At 69.2% G+C, this 20393-nt stretch carries 15 protein-coding genes and 2 riboswitches; of the genes, 6 read left to right on the top strand and 9 right to left on the bottom strand.

Annotation, left to right across the window (positions count from 1 at the left end; translation table 11 throughout):
- Positions 1-2 precede the first annotated feature (2 nt).
- From NGJ44_RS20185 to NGJ44_RS20175, 3 genes are all read left to right on the top strand, one after another.
- Positions 3-1412: an amidase gene (locus NGJ44_RS20185; protein ID WP_251865442.1), complete on the top strand. Its 1410-nt coding sequence runs from the start codon at positions 3-5 to the stop codon at positions 1410-1412.
- A gap of 40 nt (positions 1413-1452) precedes the next feature.
- Positions 1453-2928 (top strand): M81 family metallopeptidase, encoded by a 1476-nt coding sequence (locus NGJ44_RS20180; RefSeq protein WP_251865439.1) that lies wholly within the window; start codon positions 1453-1455, stop codon positions 2926-2928.
- 209 nt (positions 2929-3137) lie between these two features.
- Entirely contained in the window at positions 3138-5141 is a 2004-nt protein-coding gene (locus NGJ44_RS20175) for a DUF945 family protein (RefSeq protein ID WP_286012416.1), read from the top strand.
- A gap of 86 nt (positions 5142-5227) precedes the next feature.
- Here the strand turns inward: NGJ44_RS20175 and gcvP are convergent, their stop codons facing one another.
- From gcvP to NGJ44_RS20140, 7 genes are all read right to left on the bottom strand, one after another.
- Positions 5228-8101: an aminomethyl-transferring glycine dehydrogenase gene (gene gcvP / locus NGJ44_RS20170; protein ID WP_251865435.1), complete on the bottom strand. Its 2874-nt coding sequence runs from the start codon at positions 8099-8101 to the stop codon at positions 5228-5230.
- A 92-nt stretch (positions 8102-8193) separates the two neighbouring features.
- Positions 8194-8571, bottom strand: a complete 378-nt coding sequence (gcvH, locus tag NGJ44_RS20165) for a glycine cleavage system protein GcvH (RefSeq protein WP_053243958.1) — start codon at positions 8569-8571, stop codon at positions 8194-8196.
- An 87-nt stretch (positions 8572-8658) separates the two neighbouring features.
- Entirely contained in the window at positions 8659-9759 is a 1101-nt protein-coding gene (gcvT, locus tag NGJ44_RS20160) for a glycine cleavage system aminomethyltransferase GcvT (RefSeq protein WP_053243959.1), read from the bottom strand.
- A gap of 83 nt (positions 9760-9842) precedes the next feature.
- A riboswitch (glycine riboswitch) is annotated at positions 9843-9961 on the bottom strand.
- 62 nt (positions 9962-10023) lie between these two features.
- Positions 10024-10120, bottom strand: a riboswitch (glycine riboswitch).
- Positions 10121-10199: 79 nt separating this feature from the next.
- The gene (locus NGJ44_RS20155; protein ID WP_053243960.1) at positions 10200-11093 is read right to left on the bottom strand and encodes a ZIP family metal transporter; all 894 of its coding nucleotides are present in this window, start codon (positions 11091-11093) and stop codon (positions 10200-10202) included.
- 261 nt (positions 11094-11354) lie between these two features.
- On the bottom strand, positions 11355-12557 hold the full coding sequence (locus tag NGJ44_RS20150) for a BaiN/RdsA family NAD(P)/FAD-dependent oxidoreductase (protein ID WP_053243961.1): 1203 nt from the start codon (positions 12555-12557) through the stop codon (positions 11355-11357).
- A 25-nt stretch (positions 12558-12582) separates the two neighbouring features.
- Positions 12583-14844, bottom strand: coding sequence for an arginine/lysine/ornithine decarboxylase (locus NGJ44_RS20145; protein WP_251865433.1), 2262 nt, complete (start codon positions 14842-14844; stop codon positions 12583-12585).
- Between the two features lie 191 nt (positions 14845-15035).
- Positions 15036-15488 (bottom strand): hypothetical protein, encoded by a 453-nt coding sequence (locus NGJ44_RS20140; protein WP_053243963.1) that lies wholly within the window; start codon positions 15486-15488, stop codon positions 15036-15038.
- A gap of 160 nt (positions 15489-15648) precedes the next feature.
- Between NGJ44_RS20140 and NGJ44_RS20135 the strand changes: the two genes are divergently transcribed.
- From NGJ44_RS20135 to NGJ44_RS23150, 3 genes are all read left to right on the top strand, one after another.
- A complete protein-coding gene (locus tag NGJ44_RS20135; protein ID WP_255352163.1) occupies positions 15649-16134 on the top strand; it encodes a GNAT family N-acetyltransferase in 486 nt (161 codons plus the stop codon).
- 74 nt (positions 16135-16208) lie between these two features.
- On the top strand, positions 16209-16913 hold the full coding sequence (locus tag NGJ44_RS20130) for a GNAT family N-acetyltransferase (protein ID WP_251865431.1): 705 nt from the start codon (positions 16209-16211) through the stop codon (positions 16911-16913).
- Positions 16914-16934: 21 nt separating this feature from the next.
- The gene (locus NGJ44_RS23150) at positions 16935-17060 is read left to right on the top strand and encodes a hypothetical protein (protein ID WP_286012415.1); all 126 of its coding nucleotides are present in this window, start codon (positions 16935-16937) and stop codon (positions 17058-17060) included.
- Between the two features lie 79 nt (positions 17061-17139).
- Here NGJ44_RS23150 and dcd read toward each other — a convergent pair whose 3' ends face one another.
- Both dcd and NGJ44_RS20120 read right to left on the bottom strand, forming a co-directional pair.
- The gene (gene dcd, locus NGJ44_RS20125) at positions 17140-17703 is read right to left on the bottom strand and encodes a dCTP deaminase (RefSeq protein ID WP_053243965.1); all 564 of its coding nucleotides are present in this window, start codon (positions 17701-17703) and stop codon (positions 17140-17142) included.
- A gap of 62 nt (positions 17704-17765) precedes the next feature.
- On the bottom strand, positions 17766-20393 hold a 2628-nt coding region (locus NGJ44_RS20120), incomplete at its 5' end, for a translocation/assembly module TamB domain-containing protein (RefSeq protein WP_251865429.1).

The following is a 20393-nucleotide window of genomic DNA, read 5'->3' as shown; positions in this document are numbered from 1 at the left end:
ACATGCCGCAAGCCCATGAACTTTCCGCACAGGAACTGCTGCAAGCCTATCGCGCCAGGACGCTCTCGCCCGTAGAGGCCACGCGCGCCGTGCTGGAGCATATCGCGCGCTGGGAACCCGGCCTGCACGCCACCTATGCGCTGGATCCCGACGCCGCCCTGGCCGCGGCGCGCGCCTCCGAGGCCCGCTGGATGAAGGGCGAACCGCTGTCCTGCGGCGGCCGCACGCTGGACGGCGTGCCCGCCACCATCAAGGAAAACATCGCCACGCGCGGCGTGCCGGTGCCGCTGGGCACGGCCGCCACCGAGCTGACGCCGGCCACGGCCGACGCGCCGCCGGCGGCCCGCATGCGCGAAGCCGGGGCCGTCATCCTGGGCAAGACCACCATGCCCGACTACGGCATGCTGTCTTCCGGGCTGTCGAGCTTCCATGCCCTCACCCGCAACCCCTGGGACCTCTCCAAGAACCCGGGCGGTTCCAGCGCCGGCGCGGGCGCGGCCGCGGCGGCCGGGTACGGGCCGCTGCACATCGGCACCGACATCGGCGGCTCGGTCCGGCTGCCGGCGGCCTGGTGCGGCATCGCCACGCTCAAGCCCAGCCTGGGCCGCATCCCCATCGACCCGCCCTTCATGGGCCGCTGCGCCGGCCCCATGACCCGCAGCATCGCCGACGCCGCGCTCATGATGGGCGTGCTCTCGCAGCCCGACGCGCGCGACCACATGAGCCTGCCCTACCAGGAGTTCGACTGGCTCGACCTGGAACGCGACCTGAAAGGGCTGCGCATCGGCCTGCTCCTCGAAGCCGGCTGCGGCCTGCCCGTGGACCCCGAAATCACCGCCGCGGTCCAGGAGGCGGCGCGCCTGTTCGAGCAGGCGGGCGCCGTGGTGGCGCCCATGAAGCCCTGGATGACGCCGGAGCTGCTCGACGGCGTGGACCGCTTCTGGCGCACCCGCTCCGCCGTGGACCTGGCCGCGCTGCCCGAAGAGCGGCGCGCCCGCATCCTGCCGTTCATCCGCGCCTGGGCCGAAAGCGGCGGCGGGCAGACGGGCGAATCCGTGTTCCGCAGCTACTACGCCACCCAGCAGGTGCGCGCCGCCACCGTGGCGGCCTGCGCGCCCTACGACTACGTCATCTCTCCCGTGGCGCCCGTGGTGGCCTATAACGCGGAATGGGCCGCGCCCACCAACGACGTGGCCACCACCATGCACCACATCGGCTTCACGCTGCCCTACAACATGAGCGAACAGCCGGCCGCCTCCGTCAACTGCGGCTATACCCGCGCCGGCCTGCCCATCGGCCTGCAGATCGCCGGGGCCCGCTTCGACGACCTCGGCGTGCTGCGCGTGGCGCGCGCCTGGGAACGAATGCGCCCGGCGCAGCGCCCCTGGCCCGCGCCGCCCGCGCAAGCCTGAGCCGGCCGAACCCGGCCCGACCTTACAGGAGTCTCCATCCATGCGCTGGCTATTGGCAATGATCAAGCACGAGACGAACACCTATTCGCCCGTGCCCACGCCGCTGGAACGCTTCTTCCGCGGCAGTCCCGAGATCCTGCGCGGCGAGCGCGCCGTCGCGGCCTACGAACACACCGACAGCGGCCTGGGCGGCTATATCGAGGTGGCGCGCCGGGAAGGCGCGGACATCGTGGTGGCGGTGGCCGCCGAATCCTGGCCCAGCGGCCCGGCCTCCGCCGCCGTCTATGAAACCCTGTCGGGCCTGGTCCTCGACGAGGTGAAGCGCGGCGGCTACGACGCCATCCTGCTCGACCTGCACGGGGCCATGGTGGCCGAGGGCGTGGAAGATGCCGAAGGCTGCCTGCTGCGGCGGCTGCGCGAGATCGATCCGCACACGCCGGTGGCGGTCACGCTGGACATGCACGCCAACATCTACGAGGACATCGTCCGGCACGCCACGGTCGTGACGGGTTTTCATACCTATCCGCACGTGGACATCCGGGCGGCCGGCCTGCGCGCGGCCGACGTCATCGCGCGCACGCTCAAGGGCGAGGTCCGGCCCGTGATGCGCTGGGCCAACCGGCCCATGCTGCCCCACATCATGCGCCAGGGCACCCATGCCGAGCCGAACAAGTCGCTGCAGGAGCGCTGCAAGACGCTGGAAGCCGGCGGCGTGCTGGCTGCCTCGGTGTTCGTGGGTTTTCCCCACGCCGACATCCGCGAGGCCGGGCTGAGCGCCGTGGTCTGTACCGACGGCGACCCGGCCCGCGCCGAATCCCTGCGCGACGAGCTGCTGGAACGGGCCTGGGCCAGCCGCGCACAATGGGTGTTCCACTCCGAGCCGCTGGCGCCCGCCGTGACGCGCGCCAAGACGCTGGCCCAGGGGCCGGTAGTCCTGCTGGACCATTGCGACAATACTGGCTCGGGCGGCACCATGGACACCACCACGGTGCTGGCCGAAGTGCTGCGCCAGGAACTGGACAACGCCGCCTTCTACGCCATCTGCGATCCCGAGGCCGCGCGCGAGGCGGCCGATGCCGGCGTGGGCGGCACGGTCACGCTGAAGCTGGGCGGCAAAGTGGCCATGCCCGCCATCAGCCAGCGCAGCGAGCCGCTGGACATCACGGCGCGGGTGAAGCTCGTCTTCGACGGCGTATACCGCAACCGCGGGCCGATGTACCGCGGCGTGCGCAACGACACCGGGCTGACAGTGGTGCTGGACACGGGCAAGGTGGAAATCGTGGTGGTGTCGCGCCACCAGGAGCCTTTCGACCTCAACTGCCTGCTGTCCGTGGGCATCGACCCGCTGCAAAAGCGGTACCTGGTGCTCAAGAGCCGCGTCCACTGGCGCGCCGGCTTCTCAGACATCGCCACCGCCGTCATCGAGTGCACGGGCGTAGGCGTCACCACGTCCGACTACGGCCAGCTCGACTTCCGCCACGTGCGCCGGCCCATCTATCCCCTGGATCCGCTGTAGCGCCTTGCCGTGCCCGCAGCCAAGCCGGCGCCGCGTGCGCCGGTTTTCATTTTGACATGTTCAGTAACTCGCCCGGCGATTTCCGGCGTGAGGGGTCGGTATACTCGCCGCCAGCCTGACTGGCAGATGAATTCGTGCCCGCCGTCCTCGCGGGACGCGGCGGGCAGCCATTCCTTAACGAAATAATCTCGACATCAATGAAAAAAAGCGTGGCGATCACCCTGGGCGTGGTCATTGTGGGAGCGGCGGGCTGGCTGGGTGCCACCTGGTACACGGGCAAACGCATCGAGGAGAGCGCGCAACGCCGCCTGAACGAAACCAACGAGAAGCTGGCCAAGATCACGCCGCTGTTCGGACTGCGCATCGACCAGCTCAAGTATGAACGCGGATTCTTCTCCACCCAGGCCCGCTACGGCATTTCCCTGCTGAAGAACGAGAACGCGCCCGACGACCTGCCATCGGGCATGATCGAATTCGACGCCCGCATCGAACACGGCCCCTTCCCCAGGAGCGCCCTGGCGCGCGGCGCCATCGCGCCCAAGCTGGCCTTCGTGCACACTGAAATGGCGCAGACCGACCAGCTCAAGCCCCTGTTCGAGCTCACCAAGAACGTGCCGCCCCTTTCCGGCGACGCCGTCGTCAGCTATGGGGGCAACGCCAACAGCAAATTCCAGGTGCCGCCGCTGCAATTCAAGGAAGGCGATTCCGTGCTGGATTTCAGCGGCATGCAGCTCGCCGGCACCTACGAACGCGCGCAGCAGGCCGTAACCGGGCATGCCGTCATCGACAAGATCGCGGTCAACGGGTCCCAGGAAGGCAAGCCCTTCAGCCTGTCGATCAGCGGGCTTTCCGGCGACGCGAACAGCCGCATGGGCAAATTCGGGCTGTCGGTGGGCGACTCCGGCATCAAGGTCAAGCGCATCGAGATCGCCGACCCGAACGGGGCCATGAAGCTCGCGCTGGACGATTTCGGCTACGGCGTGACGCTGTCCGAAAACGACAAGAGCATCGGCGTCAAGGCCGCCTATGACAGCGGCAAGGTCACGGTCAACGACATCGCCGTGGGCAGCGGCCAGATGGTGGTCACGCTGGCCAACCTGGACGGCCAGGCGGTCAAGCAATTCTCCGATACCTACAACCAGATCGTGCGCCAGGCCATGGCCGGCGCCACCGACGAAGGGCTGAAGGACGAGCAGGTCGATTCGCTGCTGGATACGGGCACGCAACTGCTGGCGGGCAATCCCAGCTTCGCCATCGAGCCGCTGTCCTGGAAGACCGACAAGGGCGAAAGCAAGCTCAACTTCGCGCTCGAACTCTCCAACCCCGCGGACGCCAAGGATCTGACCCCGCAGGAGATCGCAGTGCGCGCCATCAAGCGCATCGACGCCACGCTCGTCGTATCCAAGCCCATGGTGCAGGACCTGGTGTCGCAGTACCTCATGAAAACCGACGGCCTGGAAGCCGCGCAGGCGGGCGATCAGGCCGCCGAGCAGGTGCGCACCCTGGCCGGCATGGCGGAAATGTTCAACATCGGCGCCAACGACGGCGACAACATCGTCGGCAAGTTCCACTATGCCGACGGCATGGGCGACCTGAACGGCAAGAAGATCCCCGCCGAAGTGCTGTTCGCGTCCCTGCTCGAAGCGTCCGGCCAGGACGACGGCCAACTCTCCCTGGACGACGAGGGCGGGCCGGAAGAGATGAGCGCGGCAGAGGCCACGCAGTCCGCCGCCGACGCGGCCGCCGAGGCCGCCGCCGCAGCCGCCGGCGACGACGCCCGCGCTGCCGCGGGCATGATGCGGAATTTCGACGCGGACACCGTGGGCGGCATCCTGGACGACATCGGCTTTTCGTACAGCAAGAAAGACGGCGACAACGGCCCGGTCCTGGTCCTGGAGCCGTCGTACACCGGCGCGACCGACCTGCGCCTCGAATTCCTGTGCGAGGACGGCGCCGACTCGTGCCTGGACCTGACCGCCACGGCCGTATACGCCACGAAAAAGCCCGTGCCGCTCAAGGCCATCAACGGCTGGAACCAGCAGTACCGCTGGGCCCGCGCCTATGTGGACGACCAGAACCGCGCCGTGCTGCAGATGGACATGAACTCCGAAGGCGGCATCGGCCGCGAGAGCCTGCAAATCCTGCTGAACACCTTCTTCAGCCTGTCCGAGGACTTCTCCGCCACCGTCGATCCCGTCACGGGAAAACGCTAGGCCGCAGCCGGCGCCCCGCCGCGCGGGGCGAACAAAAAAGGCTCCTGTCCGGAAAGACAGGAGCCTTTTTCATTGCAGGCCGCGGATCAAGCGTAGGCTTGCACCGGAAGGCAGGCGCACACCAGGTTGCGGTCGCCGTAGGCGTTGTCCACGCGGGCCACCGGCGGCCAGTACTTGGCATCGCGCAGCGACGCCACCGGGTAGGCGGCCTGGTGGCGCGGATAGTCGTGCAGCCATTCCTCGGCCAGCAGCATCTGCGCGGTGTGCGGCGCGTTCTTGAGCACGTTGTCGTCCCGGTCGCGCTCGCCGCGCTCCACCTGGGCGATTTCCTCGCGGATGGCGATCATCGCGTCGATGAAGCGGTCCAGCTCGGCGCGGCCCTCCGACTCGGTGGGCTCGACCATCAGCGTACCCGCCACCGGGAAGCTCATGGTGGGCGCATGGAAACCGTAGTCCATCAGGCGCTTGGCGATGTCTTCGGCGCTGATGCCCGAGGTTTCCTTGAGCGGGCGCACGTCGAGGATGCACTCGTGCGCCACGCGGCCATTGCGGCCCGCGTACAGCACCGGATAGTGGCCGCGCAGCCGGGCGGCGATGTAATTCGCGTTCAGGATCGCGACCTCGGTGGCGCGGCGCAGGCCGTCCGCGCCCATGAGCGCGATGTATACGTACGGAATCGGCAGGATGCCGGCCGACCCGAAGGGTGCGGCCGACACCGGGCCCACCTTGGCTTCGCCGGGCAGCCTGCCCTGTTCGTTGAGCACGCCGGGCAGGTAGGGCGCGAGATGGGCGCGCACCGCCACCGGGCCGACGCCCGGCCCGCCGCCGCCGTGCGGAATGCAGAACGTCTTGTGCAGGTTGAGATGCGACACGTCGGAGCCGAACTTGCCGGGTTTGGCCACGCCCACCATGGCGTTCATGTTGGCGCCGTCGAGATACACCTGGCCGCCGGCCTCGTGCACCAGCTCGCAGATCTCGGTCACGGCTTCCTCGAAGACGCCGTGGGTCGAGGGATAGGTGATCATCAGCGCCGCCAGGCGGTCGCCCACCTGCGCGATCTTGGCGCGCAGGTCGGCCAGGTCCACGTTGCCGTTGGCGTCGGAGGCCACCACCACCACATCCATGCCCGCGAGCTGGGCCGAGGCCGGGTTGGTGCCGTGGGCGGAGGACGGGATCAGGCACACGTTGCGCTGCGATTGCCCGTTGGCCTGGTGATAGCCCCGGATGGCCAGCAGGCCGGCATACTCGCCCTGCGCGCCCGAATTGGGCTGCAGGCTGATGTTGTCGTAGCCGGTGATCTCGCACAGCGCGGCCGACAGCCGGTCCACGAGCGCCTTGTAGCCTTCGGCATGCGAAGCCGGCGCGTAGGGGTGCAGGTTGGCGAATTCGGGCCAGGTGATGGGAATCATCTCGGCCGTGGCGTTCAGCTTCATGGTGCACGAGCCCAGCGGGATCATGCTGCGGTCCAGCGCCAGATCCTTGTCGGCCAGCTTGCGCAGGTAGCGCAGCATGTCGGTCTCGGACTGGATGCTGGAGAACACCGGATGGACGAGGATGGCGCTCTCGCGCGCGACCGGCGCGGGAATGCCGCCGGCCGCCTGGGCGTCCAGCGCGTCCACGTCGAGTTCGACGCCGTCGCGCTCCAGGCCGGCGGCGAACACGTTCACCAGCGCCTGCAGATCGGCGGCGGTGACGGTTTCGTCCAGCGACACGGCCAGCCGCGCCCCGTCGACGCGGCGCAGGTTGATGCGCGCGCAGTCCGCCGCGGCGAGGATGGCGGGCGTGGCGGCGCCGGTTTCCAGGAGCAGCGTGTCGAAGAAGGTGTCGTTGGCCACCTTCACGCCCAGCTTGACGAGTTCGCCGCGCAGGATGGCGGTGAAACGCTGCACGCGGGTCGCGATGCGGCGGATGCCTTCGGGGCCGTGCCACACGGCGTACATGCCGGCCATCACGGCCAGCAGCACCTGCGCGGTGCAGATGTTGGAGGTGGCTTTCTCGCGCCGGATGTGCTGCTCGCGGGTCTGCAGCGCCAGGCGCAGCGCCGGGTTGCCCTGAGCGTCTTTCGAGACGCCGACGAGGCGGCCGGGCATGTTGCGCTTGTAGGCGTCCTTGCAGGCCATGAAGCCCGCGTGCGGGCCGCCGAAACCGAACGGCACGCCGAAGCGCTGGGCCGAGCCGACGGCGATGTCGGCGCCCCACTCGCCGGGCGCGGCCAGCAGGGCCAGCGCGAGCAGGTCGGTGGCGCAGGCCACCACGGCGCCCCGGGCGTGGGCGTCTTCGGCCAGCTTGCGGTAGTCGGCGATGGAGCCCGTGCTGTGGGGATACTGCAGCAGCACGCCGAAGCACTCGGGCAGGCCCTCGGCCTCGTCGCCCACGGCGATCTCGATGCCCAGGCCCTCGGCGCGCGTGCGCACGACTTCCAGAGTCTGCGGATGCACGTGGCGCGACACGAAGAACACCGGGCTCCTGGACTTGGCGCCGCGGCGCGCCAGCGTCATGGCCTCGGCCGCGGCGGTGCCTTCGTCGAGCAGCGAGGCATTGGAAATGTCCAGCCCGGTCAGGTCGGCGACCATGGTCTGGTAGTTCAGCAGGGCCTCCAGGCGGCCCTGCGAGATCTCCGGCTGGTAGGGCGTGTAGGCCGTGTACCAGGCGGGGTTCTCGAGTATGTTGCGCAACACCACGTTGGGCGTGTGCGTGCCGTAGTATCCCTGGCCGATGTAGCTGCGGTAGACCTTGTTGCGCTGCGCGATCCGCTTGAGTTCGTCCAGCACGTCGGTTTCGCTGCGCGAGGGCGGCAGCGCCAGCGGGGCCTGGCTGCGGATCTTGGGCGGAACGACTTCCTCGATGAGGGCATCCAGGCTGGGGCTGCCGATAACGGCGAGCATGGCGGCCTGGTCGGCCTCCGAAGGGCCGATGTGGCGGGGAATGAAGTCGGTGTGGGTGTCTAGGGCGCGCGACATGGAATATCTCGGGGTGGCGGTGCGTCGGGAAGGACGGACGGCAAGGCATCGGACGGGCGCGGCCCTCGCGGACCGGCCCGTCGCGGCGGGCCTCAGCCGTTGGCGACGGCTTCGTAGCCGGCCGCGTCCAGCAGCTTGTCGGCGTCGGCCGCGTTGTCGGGCTTGATCTTGAAGATCCAGGCCGTATAGGGCGATTCGTTGATGAGGTTGGGCGAGTTCTCGAGCTCGTCGTTGAAGGCGACGATTTCGCCGGCGACCGGGGCGTAGATGTCGGAAGCGGCCTTGACCGATTCCACCACGCCGGCGGTGTCGCCGGCGGCCAGCTTGGCGCCGACCTTCACGTCGCCGACGAAAACCAGGTCGCCCAGCTGGTCCTGGGCATTGTCGGTGATGCCGACGACGAACACATCGCCCTCGGCTTGGACCCATTCATGGGACTCGGTGTATTTGCGATCGGTGGGCAGACTCATGGAAGCTCCTGGGCAATAGGGGAATAGGGACGGAATTGCGCGCCTGCGCGCGCCCGCCGGCGGCAGGGCGGCGCGCAGGTTTCGAGTTTACGGGTGTTCGACGGCTTTGCCGTTACGCACGAAGGGCAGCTTGCAGACCACGGCCGGCACCCATTTGCCGCGGATTTCCACCTCGGCCGCGTCGCCCGGCTTCACGTCGGCGGGCAGGCGGGCAAAGCCGATGGAAACGCCCAGCGTGGGCGACATGGTGCCGCTGGTAAGTTCGCCCATGCCCGATTGGGTGCGCACCGCCATGTGGGCGCGCATGACGCCGCGCTCCAGCAGCTTCAGGCCCAGGAACGCGGCGGGCGTGGAGCACTGCTCGAGCGCGTCGCGGCCGATGAAGCGGCGCGCGGCGTCCTTGAGCGATACGGTCCAGCTCAGCCCGGCCTGATCGGGCTGGGTAAGTTCGTCCATGTCCTGGCCGTACAGATTCATGCCGGCCTCCAGGCGCAGCGTGTCGCGCGCGCCCAGGCCGCAGGGGCGCACGCCCTGGGCCGCCAGGTCGCGCCAGAGCGCCACGGCCTGGGCGGCAGGCAGCACGATCTCGAAGCCGTCCTCGCCGGTGTAGCCGGTGCGGGCCACCAGCGTGTCGTCGGCCACCTGAGCGGCCACGAAGGGCGTCAGGCCCTCGGTGGCGGCCTGCCAGGCCGGGCGCGCGGCCCACACCTTGGCGCGGGCATTGGGGCCCTGCACCGCCACCATGGCGAGATCGCGGCGCGGCGTGATGGTGACGTCGAACTTGCCGGCGCTGGCCACGCGCCGCATCCAGGCCATGTCCTTGTCGGCGGTGCCGGCATTGACCACCACGCGCCATTGGTCGGCGGCGAAGAAATAGATGATGAGGTCGTCGATGACGCCGCCCTGCGGATTCAGCATGCAGCTGTAGAGGGCCTTGCCCGGCACCGTGAGCTTGGCCACGTCGTTGGCCACCAGGCGCTGCAGGAAAGCGCGGGCATCGGGGCCGGCGACGTCGGCGTTGAGCATGTGCGAGACGTCGAACATGCCGGCGTCCTGGCGCACGGCGTGGTGCTCCTCGATCTGCGAGCCGTAGGCCAGGGGCATGTCCCAGCCTCCGAAATCGACCATGCGGGCGCCCAGCGCGACATGTTCTTCGGCCAGGGGGGTGCGTTTGAGGGTTGCGGACATGCGCGGGACTCCGGAGCGGCGGCGGTGCCAGGGTTACGGAACGCCGTTGGAGCTGCGGAAAGCGCCTCTGCAACGGCCGGATCTTCCGCCCCTCTGTCCTTTTGCCTGAGAGTTGCCCCGCGTGGCGGGTTTGCACCTTCGGCGCCTGGGCGGCACGCCAGTCTCTTCAGGGGCGGCGCCAGGTCTCTCCAGAGCGCTGTTTTGCCGGGTCCGCGCCGGGCCGCGCCAGACGGAACGAGCCGGCAGCCGCAGGACGGGACGTGGCAAGCATGGGCGGTATGGGTTACCTGAGCGATTCCGGGCGAATTGCGCCTTCGGCGGCGGCCGGCAGTGCCTGGCCGCTCTCTCCCGCAACATGCGTGACAGCCGCGCAAGCATACATCGAAATCCCCGCCGCCGGGAAGCCGCCGGCGCTGCGGTCCGGGGACGGAACGGGCGTCCTAGCCCAGCGCCGTGTCCAGCAGCATCATGAGCACGAAGCCCAGCATCAACCCGCCGGTGGCGTAGACCTCGTGTCCCTTGCGGTGCGATTCGGGAATGATCTCGTGGCTGATGACGAAGAGCATGGCGCCGGCCGCGAAGCCCAGGCCCCATGGCAGCAGGATCTCGGACCAGCCCACGATGGCCGCCCCCAGCACGGCGCCCACCGGCTCCACCAGGCCCGACAGGATGCCCAGCGCCACGGCGAATGCGCGGTTGTAGCCGGCGGCCAGCAGCGCCACCGCCACCACCAGGCCTTCGGGAATGTCCTGGATGGCGATGCCGGTGGCCAGGGCGGTGCCGCGCAGCGCATCGTTGCCGGCGTAGCCCACGCCGATGGCCAGCCCTTCGGGCAGGTTGTGCAGCGTGATGGCGAAAACGAAGAGCCAGGTGCGGCGCAGCCGGTGCGCCTCCAAGCCTTCGCGGCCCTTGATGAAGTGCTCGTGCGGCAGCGTGCGGTCCATGAGAAGCAGCGCCGCGGCTCCCAGCAGGATGGCGGCGCCCACCTGGATGCCGGCGCCCCAGCGGCCGTAGCCCAGCGTTTCGGCGGCGTCGATGCCCGGCGCCACCAGCGAAAAAGCGCTGGCGGCCAGCATGACGCCGGCGCCGAAGCCGAACATGGCGTCCTGGGCTTTCTGGGGAATGGTGCGGGCGAAAAGAATGGGCACCGTGCCGGCGGCGGTGGCGCCCGCGGCTACCAGGCCGCCCAGCAGGGCGTCGGCCACGTGGCCGGCCCGCGCGTCCAGGTACGCCCACAACTGGTGCAGGGCCAGGCAGGCCACCATGACGGCCAGCGTCCAGACGCTCACGCTGGTGGCCGCGGGCCGCAGGCGATGACGGCTGAATGTGTTCATGTGCCGCTTTCCTTTCGACTGCCGATGCGATCAGGATAGGCTGGCGCCCGCCCTGTCAGGGCGGCGGGCCGCTGCCGGAAAGGCCAGGACATTGTAAGAGGCGGCGGCGGGATCCGGTTGGCGCCGTGTCGGCTGGGGCATGCGGCATCTCCTTGGCCGCCAGGCGGCCGGCGAGTTTATTAAAAACGGAAATGATAGTTATTTTTATTTCAATCCACAAACACACGGCTGGCGTGGCCTGCGGCCGCGCCCCGCGTCAGGCTATAGCGCGCGGCCGCAGGCCACGCCGGAGGCCCAGGCCCACTGGAAGTTGTAGCCGCCCAGCCAGCCCGTCACGTCCACCGCCTCGCCCACGAAATACAGGCCGGGCAAGGCCTTGGCCTGCATGGTCTTCTGGTCCAGCCCGCGCGTGTCCACCCCGCCGCGCATGACTTCGGCTTTCTTGTAGCCGGCCGTGCCGCTGGGCACCAGGCTCCACTGGTGGATATCCTGCGCCAGGGCGCGCAGGGTCTTGTCGGGCGCATCGGCCATGCGCAGCGCGGCCAGGCCAGGCCGCCCGGCGCGTTCGGCCAGGTGCAGCCAGGCATCGGCCAGGCGGCGCGGCCACAAGCCGGCCAGCACGGTGTGCAGCTGCTGCCGGTTGCCCGACTTGAGGGCCAGCAGCTCGGCAGCCAGGTCGCGTCCCGGCGCCAGATCCACCACGATGGGCTCGCCCGGCTTCCAGTAGCTGGAAATCTGCAGGATGGCCGGGCCCGACAGCCCTCGGTGCGTGAACAGCAGGTCTTCGAGGAATTCGCCGCGCGCCTTGCCCTGCCCCGTGCGCAGCCCCACTTCCAGCGCCACGCCAGCCAGCGCGGCCAGCGGCTGCCACTGCGCCGGATCGAAGGTGAGCGGCACCAGCGCCGGACGCGGCTCCACAACCTTCAGCCCGAACTGGCGCGCGATCTTCAGGCCGAAGTCGGTGGCGCCCAACTGCGGGATCGCCATGCCGCCCGTGGCCACGACCAGCCGCGACGCGCGGATCACGCCCTGGGCGGTGCGCAGCTCGAAGCCCTGCCCGTCGCGCGCCACTTCCGACACCGGACAGCCCATGCGCCAGCGCACGCCGCCCGCGTCGCATTCGGCGCGCAGCATCTCGATGATGGATTCACTGGAATCGTCGCAGAACAACTGGCCCCGATGCTTTTCGTGCCAGGAAATGCGGTGGCGCCGCAGCAGCGCCAGGAAATCCTGCGGCGTGTACCCCGCCAGCGCCGAGCGGCAGAAGTTCGGGTTCTCGGACAGGAAATTGGCGGGGCCCGCGCCCAGGTTGGTGAAGTTGCAGCGCCCGCCGCCGGAGATGCGGATCTTCTCGGCCAGGCGCTGCGCATGGTCGACCAGCGCCACGCGCAGGCCGCGCTGGCCGGCGACCGCCGCGCACATCATGCCGGCGGCGCCGGCGCCGAGTACGGCTACGTCGAACATCGGGACTCCCGGACCGCGCCGGGCCCTATTCTTCTTTCAGGCAATCGACGTAGTAGCGCTTGGCCCCGTCGGCCCCCACTTCCTCGGCCAGGCCGTGGATGTAAGTCTCGAAGCCCGGAAAGCGCTCGTTGAACTCGCGCGCGAACTGCAGGTACTGCACGATGGTGCGGTTGAAGCGCTCGCCCGGGATGAGCAGCGGAATGCCCGGCGGATAGGGCGTGAGCAGCACGCCCGTGACGCGGCCTTCGAGCTGGTCGATCTCCACGCGCTCCACCTCGCGGTGCGCCATGCGTGCAAAGGCGTCGGACGGCTTGAGCGCCGGCACCATGTCGCTCAGGTACATCTCGGTGGTGAGGCGGGCCACGTCGCGCTCGCGGTAGGCCTGGTGGATTTCCTGGCAGAGGTCGCGCAGCCCCATGCGCTCGTAGCGGCGATGGTCGCGGCAGAATTCCGGCAGGATGCGCCACATCGGCTGGTTGCGGTCGTAGTCGTCCTTGAACTGCTGCAGCGCGGTCAGCAGCGTGTTCCAGCGGCCCTTGGTGATGCCGATGGTGAACAGGATGAAGAACGAATACAGGCCGGTCTTTTCCACCACCACGCCATGCTCGGTGAGGTATTTGGACACCAGCGCGGCGGGGATGCCCGTCTCGCCGAAGCTGCCCGACATGTCCAGGCCCGGGGTGATGACGGTGGCCTTGATGGGGTCCAGCATGTTGAAGCCTTCGGCCAGGTCGCCGAAGCCGTGCCAGTGGTCGTTGGACTCCAGGATCCACTCGTCGCGGTTGCCGATGCCTTCGGACACCAGGCGGTTGGGGCCCCACACCTTGAACCACCAGTCGTTCTTGCCGAACTCGGACTCCACCTTGCGCATGGCGCGGCGGAAGTCCATGGCCTCGCGGATGCTTTCTTCCACCAGCGCGGTGCCGCCCGGCGGCTCCATCATGGCCGCGGCCACGTCGCAGGAGGCGATGATGGCGTACTGCGGCGAGGTGGACGTGTGCATGAGATAGGCCTCGTTGAACACGTTGCGGTCCAGCTTGCGGGTCTCGGATTCCTGCACGATGATCTGCGAGGCCTGCGAAATGCCGGCCAGCAGCTTGTGGGTGGAGTGCGTGGCGAAGACCATCGCGTCCTTGCTGCGCGGACGGTCCTGCCCGATGGCGTGCATGTCGCGGTAGAACTCGTGGAACGACGCGTGGGGCAGCCACGCCTCGTCGAAATGCAGCGTGTCCACGTAGCTGCCCAGCTGCTGCTTGATCATCTCCACGTTGTAGATCACGCCGTCGTAGGTGCTCTGCGTCAGCGTGAGGATGCGCGGCTTTTTGTTGACCGCCTCACGCGCGAACGGGTTGGCCTCGATCTTCTTGCGGATGCTGTCGGGGTGGAACTCTTCGAGCGGGATCGGGCCGATGATGCCCAGGTGGTTGCGCGTGGGGCGCAGGAACACCGGGATCGCGCCCGTCATGGTGATGGCGTGCAGGATGGACTTGTGGCAATTGCGGTCCACCACCACCACGTCGCCCGCGGCCACGTTGGCGTGCCACACCACCTTGTTGGACGTGGACGTGCCGTTGGTCACGAAGAAGCAGTGATCGGCATGGAAGATGCGCGCGGCGTTCAGCTCGGATTCGGCCACCGGCCCGGTGTGGTCCAGCAACTGGCCCAGTTCGTCCACCGCGTTGCACACGTCGGCGCGCAGCATGTTCTCGCCGAAGAACTGGTGGAACATCTGGCCCACCGGACTCTTCAGAAAGGCCACCCCGCCCGAATGGCCCGGGCAGTGCCACGAATAGGAGCCGTCCTGGGCATACTTGACCAGTTCGCGGAAGAACGGCGGCGGCAGGCTGTCCACGTAGCTGCGCGCTTCGCGGATGATGTGGCGGGCCACGAACTCCGGCGTGTCCTCGAACATGTGGATGAACCCGTGCAGCTCGCGCAGGATGTCGTTCGGGATGTGCTCGGACGTGCGCGTCTCGCCGTACAGATAGATGGGAATGTCGGCGTTGCGGAACCGCAGCTCGCCGATGAAGGCGCGCAGGTTCTTGATGGCGCTGGCCACATCCTCGGGCGAATCGACGTCGAACTCTTCATCGTCGATCGACAGGATGAAGGCGCTGGCGCGGCTCTGCTGCTGGGCGAAGGAGCTCAGGTCGCCGTAGCTGGTCACCCCGATCACCTCGACCCCCTCGGCCTCGATCGCCGAGGCCAGGGCGCGGATGCCCAGGCCGGACGCGTTCTCGGACCGGTAGTCCTCGTCGATGATGAAAATGGGGAAGCGGAATTTCATGCGGGCGCTCCTGGGGGTAAGGCGAAAGGGACGCGTAACGGATGGGTGGGACGCGAGGTGCGGACGCGAGTGTACTGCGTGTGGAAAGCCGCGTGATGACAGGCCGCGCCGGCATCCGCCGGCCGGCCCGGCGCAATGGCGGCATTGTAGGGCGGTTTTGGAGCGGGAACAGCCCGGCCGCGCCGTCCGGCTCAGCGGATGGTCTGCGCCTGGCCCTCTTCCATGGCGGCGCGGAACAGCTCGAAATAGGGAGGAATGGCTTCGGAGGCGCCATAGCGGATGCGGCGCTCGACCTTGGCGATGGCGCAGAAGCAGACTTCGGCTTCGGGTTCTCCGCACACCAGCACGACGGGGTCTTCGTCGTCGCAGACCTCGTACAGGCCGCCATAGGCGCGGCGCGCCACCTCGTACAAATAGGCGGCGGCCCCGACGGTCTGCATGGGAGTGAGGGCGAGCGTCCCGAGATGGGCGGCCTCCAGGGCTTCGTCCAGGGCGCTCACGCTGGCCAGGGAATAGTCCAGCGCGGCGCCGGTGGAACCGGCGGCCCGCACGAAGTCCTCGGCGGCATCCGTCACGCGCTCGACGAACTCGGCCTGCACTTCGTCACGCGTTGCCTCCTGGTTTATCTTGAGGAAACCGAACATCAGCGTCTCCTTTGCGAAAACCGCAAACGGCGATGAACCATTTTATATGGCGGGTATGCCTATACTGTCCCGAATCGCCCATTCCGTTTCCTATTCCCAACACTCCGTGCCAGATTCCCAACACTCCGGATCCGGGCCCGCGGCCCAGGTGCGCCGCCTCGTGCCCGCGGATGCCGCGGCATTGCGCCGTCTGCGCCTGGACGCCCTCGCAGAGGCGCCCGAATCCTTCGGATCGAGTTACGAAGAGGAACATACGCTGACACTGGAAGACATCCGCGCATGGATCGCGCCGCCCGACGATGGCGCGCTCTTCGGCGCCTTCCTGGAGGACGGGCTCGCCGGCATCGCCGGCGTGTCGCGCCAGCGGCGCCTCAAGATGCGCCACAAGGCCCATGCCTGGAGCGTGTACGTGGCGCCCCGATGGCGCGGCGCGGGCCTGGGCCGGGCGCTCATGCTCGCCGTCATCGCGCATGCGCGCGGCATGCGCGGCATACGGCAATTGCAGCTCAGCGTCACGGCGCACAACCAGGCCGCGCTGGCGCTCTACGCCAGCCTGGGCTTTCGCGAATACGGCCAAGAGCGCGAAGGGCTGTGCGTCAACGGCATCTACTACGACGAGAAACTGATGGCGCTGCCGCTCTCGTAGGGCGGCCCGCCTTCCCCGCGGGCCGCGCAGCCGGTACCATGGCCGGCACCCGTCCACCCCTTGTTTGCGCGCAGATGAATCTCCTGGTCAACATCGACGTTCCCGATCTCGCCCGCGCCATCGCGTTCTACCGCGACGCCTTCGGATTGCGCGTCGCGCGCCGCCTGGGGCCGGCGGCCGTCGAGCTGGACGGCGCCGCGGTGCCGCTGTATCTGCTCGAGAAAAAAGCCGGCACGCGGGCCGCGAGCGCCACCGGCCAGACGCGCGACTACCGCCGCCACTGGACCCCCGTGCACCTGGACGTGGTGGTGGACGACGCGGACGCCGCGGTGGCGCGCGCCGTGGCGGCGGGCGCCATCCTGGAAGATCCGGCCGTCTCGCACGCCTGGGGACGCATTGCGCACCTGAGCGACCCTTTCGGCCACGGCATCTGCATCCTGCAATTCCTGGGACGCGGCTATGACGCGCTCGCGCCCGCCGCGCCCGCCTGCGAGCCGGTGTCGGAATCGGATTTCGAGGCGCTGCTGGCGCTGCGCATCGAAGCCATGCGGCCCAGCCTCGAACACCTGGGCCGCTTCGACCCGCAGCGCGCGCGCGACCGCCTGCGCAGCACCTTCCGGCCCGAACACACGCGCTACATCGTCAGCGGCGGCGAACGCGTGGGCTTCTATGCGCTGCGCCCCGACGGCGACGGCCTGCGGCTCGACCACTTCTACCTGCGCCCCTCCGCCCAGGGACAGGGGCTGGGCAGCGCCGTGCTGGCCGAGCTGCTGCGCTAGGCCGACGCCCGGCGCCTTCCGGTGCGCCTGGCTGCGCTCAAGGAAAGCGCGTCCAACCGCTTCTACCGGCGCCACGGCTTCGTCCAGACCGGCGAAGGCGAATGGGATATCGAATACTGCCGCCCCGCTCCGCCCGGAACGCGCTGACTCCGCGTTCGGCACAGCCGGCGCGCCCCTGAGCGCGCCCGCGAGCGGGGAAAGCGCCGCACGCGCTTCGCGGGCGGGCCTACGTCCTGGGCAGCGTGACGCCGCGCTGGCCCTGGTACTTGCCGCCGCGATCGGCATACGAGGTTTCGCAGACCTCGTCGCTTTCCAGGAACAGCATCTGCGCGCAGCCTTCGCCGGCGTAGATCTTGGCCGGCAGCGGCGTGGTGTTGGAGAATTCCAGCGTGACGTGGCCTTCCCATTCAGGCTCCAGCGGCGTCACGTTGACGATGATGCCGCAGCGGGCGTAGGTGCTCTTGCCCAGGCAGATGGTGAGCACGCTGCGCGGAATGCGGAAATACTCCACCGTGCGCGCGAGCGCGAACGAGTTGGGCGGAATGATGCAGACATCGCCCTTGAAGTCCACGAAGGACTTCTCGTCGAACTGCTTGGGATCGACGATGGTGGAATTGATGTTGGTGAAGATCTTGAATTCGTCGGCGCAGCGCACGTCGTAGCCGTAGCTGCTGGTGCCGTAGCTGACGATGCGCCCGCCATTGGCCGTGCGGACCTGCCCCGGTTCGTAGGGTTCGATCATGCCGGCCTCGGCCTGGCTGCGTATCCAGCGGTCGCTCTTGATGCTCATGGTGGGGGTGCCTGGTAGGGAATGGGCGTCATTTTATCCCGAGCGCGCCGCCGCGCCCGGGATCACTGGCCGAAGAACGTCCGGTACACCAGGGCGATGCCGTTGACCGAACCGCCCTTGAGATCCAGCGACAGCCCCCGCGCCAGCCGGTAGCTGGCCCGGCCCACCGTGTCGCTGCCGGCCAGGGCCTGCTCCACGCTCAGGGTGATGCCATTGGCGAAAGACTTGCTCGCCACCAGGAACTGGGTGGCGAGCTCGCTGTCGCTGTCGCGGTTCACGTCGCCGGCCACGGTGCGGTCCGGCAGGATGCTGCCCGAGCTGCCGATGGCGCCGGTGCGCACGCTCACGTCGTCCAGGCCGAACTGTTTATAGAAAGGCTGCCCGCCCCCCAGCAGCGCCGTGCCCACCGACACCAGCAGGGCCGCGTCGCTGCCGCTTTCGTCGGGGCCCCGCCCCAGCAGCAGCCAGGAAAGCTTTTCGACGTCGCTCACGTCGGGGTACGACACCAGGTCGATGCGAGGCCGCTGGGCCGTGCCCACCACTTTCACGCCCGCCTCCACCTGTTCCCCGGTGCGCAGGGCCTCGATGTCCAGCAGCGGATTGTCGAGCCTGCCCTGGAACGTCAGGGTGCCGCGCCGCAGGCGCAGCTTCTGGCCATAGGCCTCGATGCCGCCGCCGCGCGTGTGCAGCGCGCCCACGCCGGTCAGGCGACCGTCGCGCATCTGGATCTGGATCGCGCCGATCAGGCCCGCGTCCAGCCCCATGCCGGTAATGTAGAAACGCGGCCCCATGTCGAACTTGAGGTTCATGCTGGTTTGCAGCGGCGGCGACGCGTCCGCGGGCTCGTCGCCGGGATGGTGCACCTTCACGTCGTCGTCCAGCGAGGGCACGCCCTGCAGGATCTCCAGGCTGAACCAGCCGGCGTCCGCCTTCAGGTCGCCGACGATGTCCAGGCGCGGCATGACGGCGGTCAGTTCGACGGTGCCCGACACCATGGCGTAGCGGTCCGAGCGCTGCAGAGCCGGAAAACGGTGCAGCACCACGCGCACGTTGCCGCCGCCCTGCAAGAGGTTCCAGCGGCCCTTGGCTTCCACGTAACCGTTCTTGGCGTCCGGATCTTCGGTAATCCAGGTCTTGGTGCGCCATTCCGCCGGCATGACGCGCAGCGAGGCGGGAAAGCGCAGGCTGTCGAGCACCAGCGAGTCGCCGTCCAGGCGCGCCGACAGCGTGCCGTCGATGAGCCGCACGCCATCGTCGATGCGCACCACGCGCAGTTTCTCGCCGCGGACGGAGCCGGTGGCCGACCATTTTCCGGCCAGCGTGCCCTGCGCCTTCAGGTCGGCCTTGAGAGTGCCCCCGATTTCCATGGTGTCGCCCACGAACAGCCCCAGCCAGGCCAGGTCGGCGATGTCGGCGTCGATGTCGGCCCGCAGCGGCTGGCGCGGATCGAGCGCCATGCCGCCGCCGGCGTTCACGGCCAGCACCGCGCTGGCCGTGCCGTTGATCGCGCCCATTTTCCGGGTGGCCAGGTTCAGGCGGGCGTCCAGCCGGCTCGAACTGGCCGATGCGGGCGTGGCCTGCACCTCCAGGGCCAGGGTGCGCACGCCCAGCGGAATGGGCGGATCGCCGGGAATGAGCAGGTCGCCGTCGCGGCGCGCGATGCGCACGCGCCCGGCCAGCCGGCCGTCGAACTTGAGGTCCCAGAGCACGTCCAGCGCGATGCGCCGCTGGTTCTCGGCCACCATCGCGTTCACGCGCTTGGGGCCTCTGTCCAGGCGCGCCGCGGCCTGGGGATCGACGGCGGCGATGATCTGGCGGGCCATGGCGGCCGTGATGACCAGGTTGTCTGCGCCGCCGGCCGTCTCCCAGCGCTTGCCGCCGCCGCGCGAGCCCTGGTGCGCGAGCGAGATGCGCTCCTTGCGCGGCAGGGTGAGGCTGAGCGCCGTCTGGCCGGCCTGCCATTGCCACTGGGGCGCGGCAGCGTCGGGCGCGTACGACACGGCCAGCGGCCGGTCCAGCGCCACGGTGAAGCCGGCGGAGTCGGCTTTCAGGCGCGAAAACGTGCCGCGCCAGCCCGCCAGCCCGGCCCCGGGTCCGCCCTGCGGCCCGAGCCCCCAGCCGCCGGCCACGGCCAGCTCGACCTGGGCCGGCGCCTCGCCCAGCACGCCGGCCCGCGCCTTGGCCGGCGTGTAGCCCGCGCGCAATTCGGCGCGGTGCGACTGCACCGTGCCCTCCAGCTTGCCCCTGAGTTCCGCGCCGCCGGGCAGGCCGGGCCAGAAGGCGTCCAGCCGGGGCGCCTGCGCGTCCAGGCTGAGCGCGCCCGGCGACTGACCCAGCTCGCCCTGGGCGCGCACGCGGTTGGGGCCGAGCTTGAGGTCCGCGTCCAGCCCGTGTATCCAGAGCCCGGCGAGCGGGTCGGCCGCGCCGGCCGGGGCGGGAGCCTCTACCCGGTCCAGCGCGGCCTTGAACGCGCCCGACAGCGGCTGGCGGTTCCAGCGCGCGCCGTCCTCGAAACGCAGGTCCACCGCCGCGGCCCGCAGGCGGCTGAAATCCTCGATGTCGGCGCTCAGGTCGCCGCGCAGGCTCAGCACCGCCTCGGGCATGCCCTGGCCCAGCCAGTGGCCCAGGTCCAGCCGGCGGGCGCTGATCACGCCCGACAGCCGCTCGCGGGGCGGGCCATCCCGGGGCGG

The organism is Achromobacter sp. Marseille-Q4962 (assembly GCF_943737005.1).
Taxonomy (GTDB): Bacteria; Pseudomonadota; Gammaproteobacteria; order Burkholderiales; family Burkholderiaceae_B; genus Achromobacter.
This window is presented reverse-complemented; position numbering and strand designations above follow the sequence as displayed.

Coding starts and splice junctions, on each gene's coding strand:
- NGJ44_RS20180 (WP_251865439.1), top strand. CDS start 1,453: ATGCGCTGGCTATTGGCAATGATCAAGCACGAGACGAACACCTATTCG.
- NGJ44_RS20145 (WP_251865433.1), bottom strand. CDS start 14,844: ATGAAATTCCGCTTCCCCATTTTCATCATCGACGAGGACTACCGGTCC.
- gcvP (WP_251865435.1), bottom strand. CDS start 8,101: ATGTCGCGCGCCCTAGACACCCACACCGACTTCATTCCCCGCCACATC.
- NGJ44_RS20150 (WP_053243961.1), bottom strand. CDS start 12,557: ATGTTCGACGTAGCCGTACTCGGCGCCGGCGCCGCCGGCATGATGTGC.
- NGJ44_RS20130 (WP_251865431.1), top strand. CDS start 16,209: ATGAATCTCCTGGTCAACATCGACGTTCCCGATCTCGCCCGCGCCATC.
- NGJ44_RS20140 (WP_053243963.1), bottom strand. CDS start 15,488: ATGTTCGGTTTCCTCAAGATAAACCAGGAGGCAACGCGTGACGAAGTG.
- gcvT (WP_053243959.1), bottom strand. CDS start 9,759: ATGTCCGCAACCCTCAAACGCACCCCCCTGGCCGAAGAACATGTCGCG.
- gcvH (WP_053243958.1), bottom strand. CDS start 8,571: ATGAGTCTGCCCACCGATCGCAAATACACCGAGTCCCATGAATGGGTC.
- NGJ44_RS20155 (WP_053243960.1), bottom strand. CDS start 11,093: ATGAACACATTCAGCCGTCATCGCCTGCGGCCCGCGGCCACCAGCGTG.
- dcd (WP_053243965.1), bottom strand. CDS start 17,703: ATGAGCATCAAGAGCGACCGCTGGATACGCAGCCAGGCCGAGGCCGGC.
- NGJ44_RS20185 (WP_251865442.1), top strand. CDS start 3: ATGCCGCAAGCCCATGAACTTTCCGCACAGGAACTGCTGCAAGCCTAT.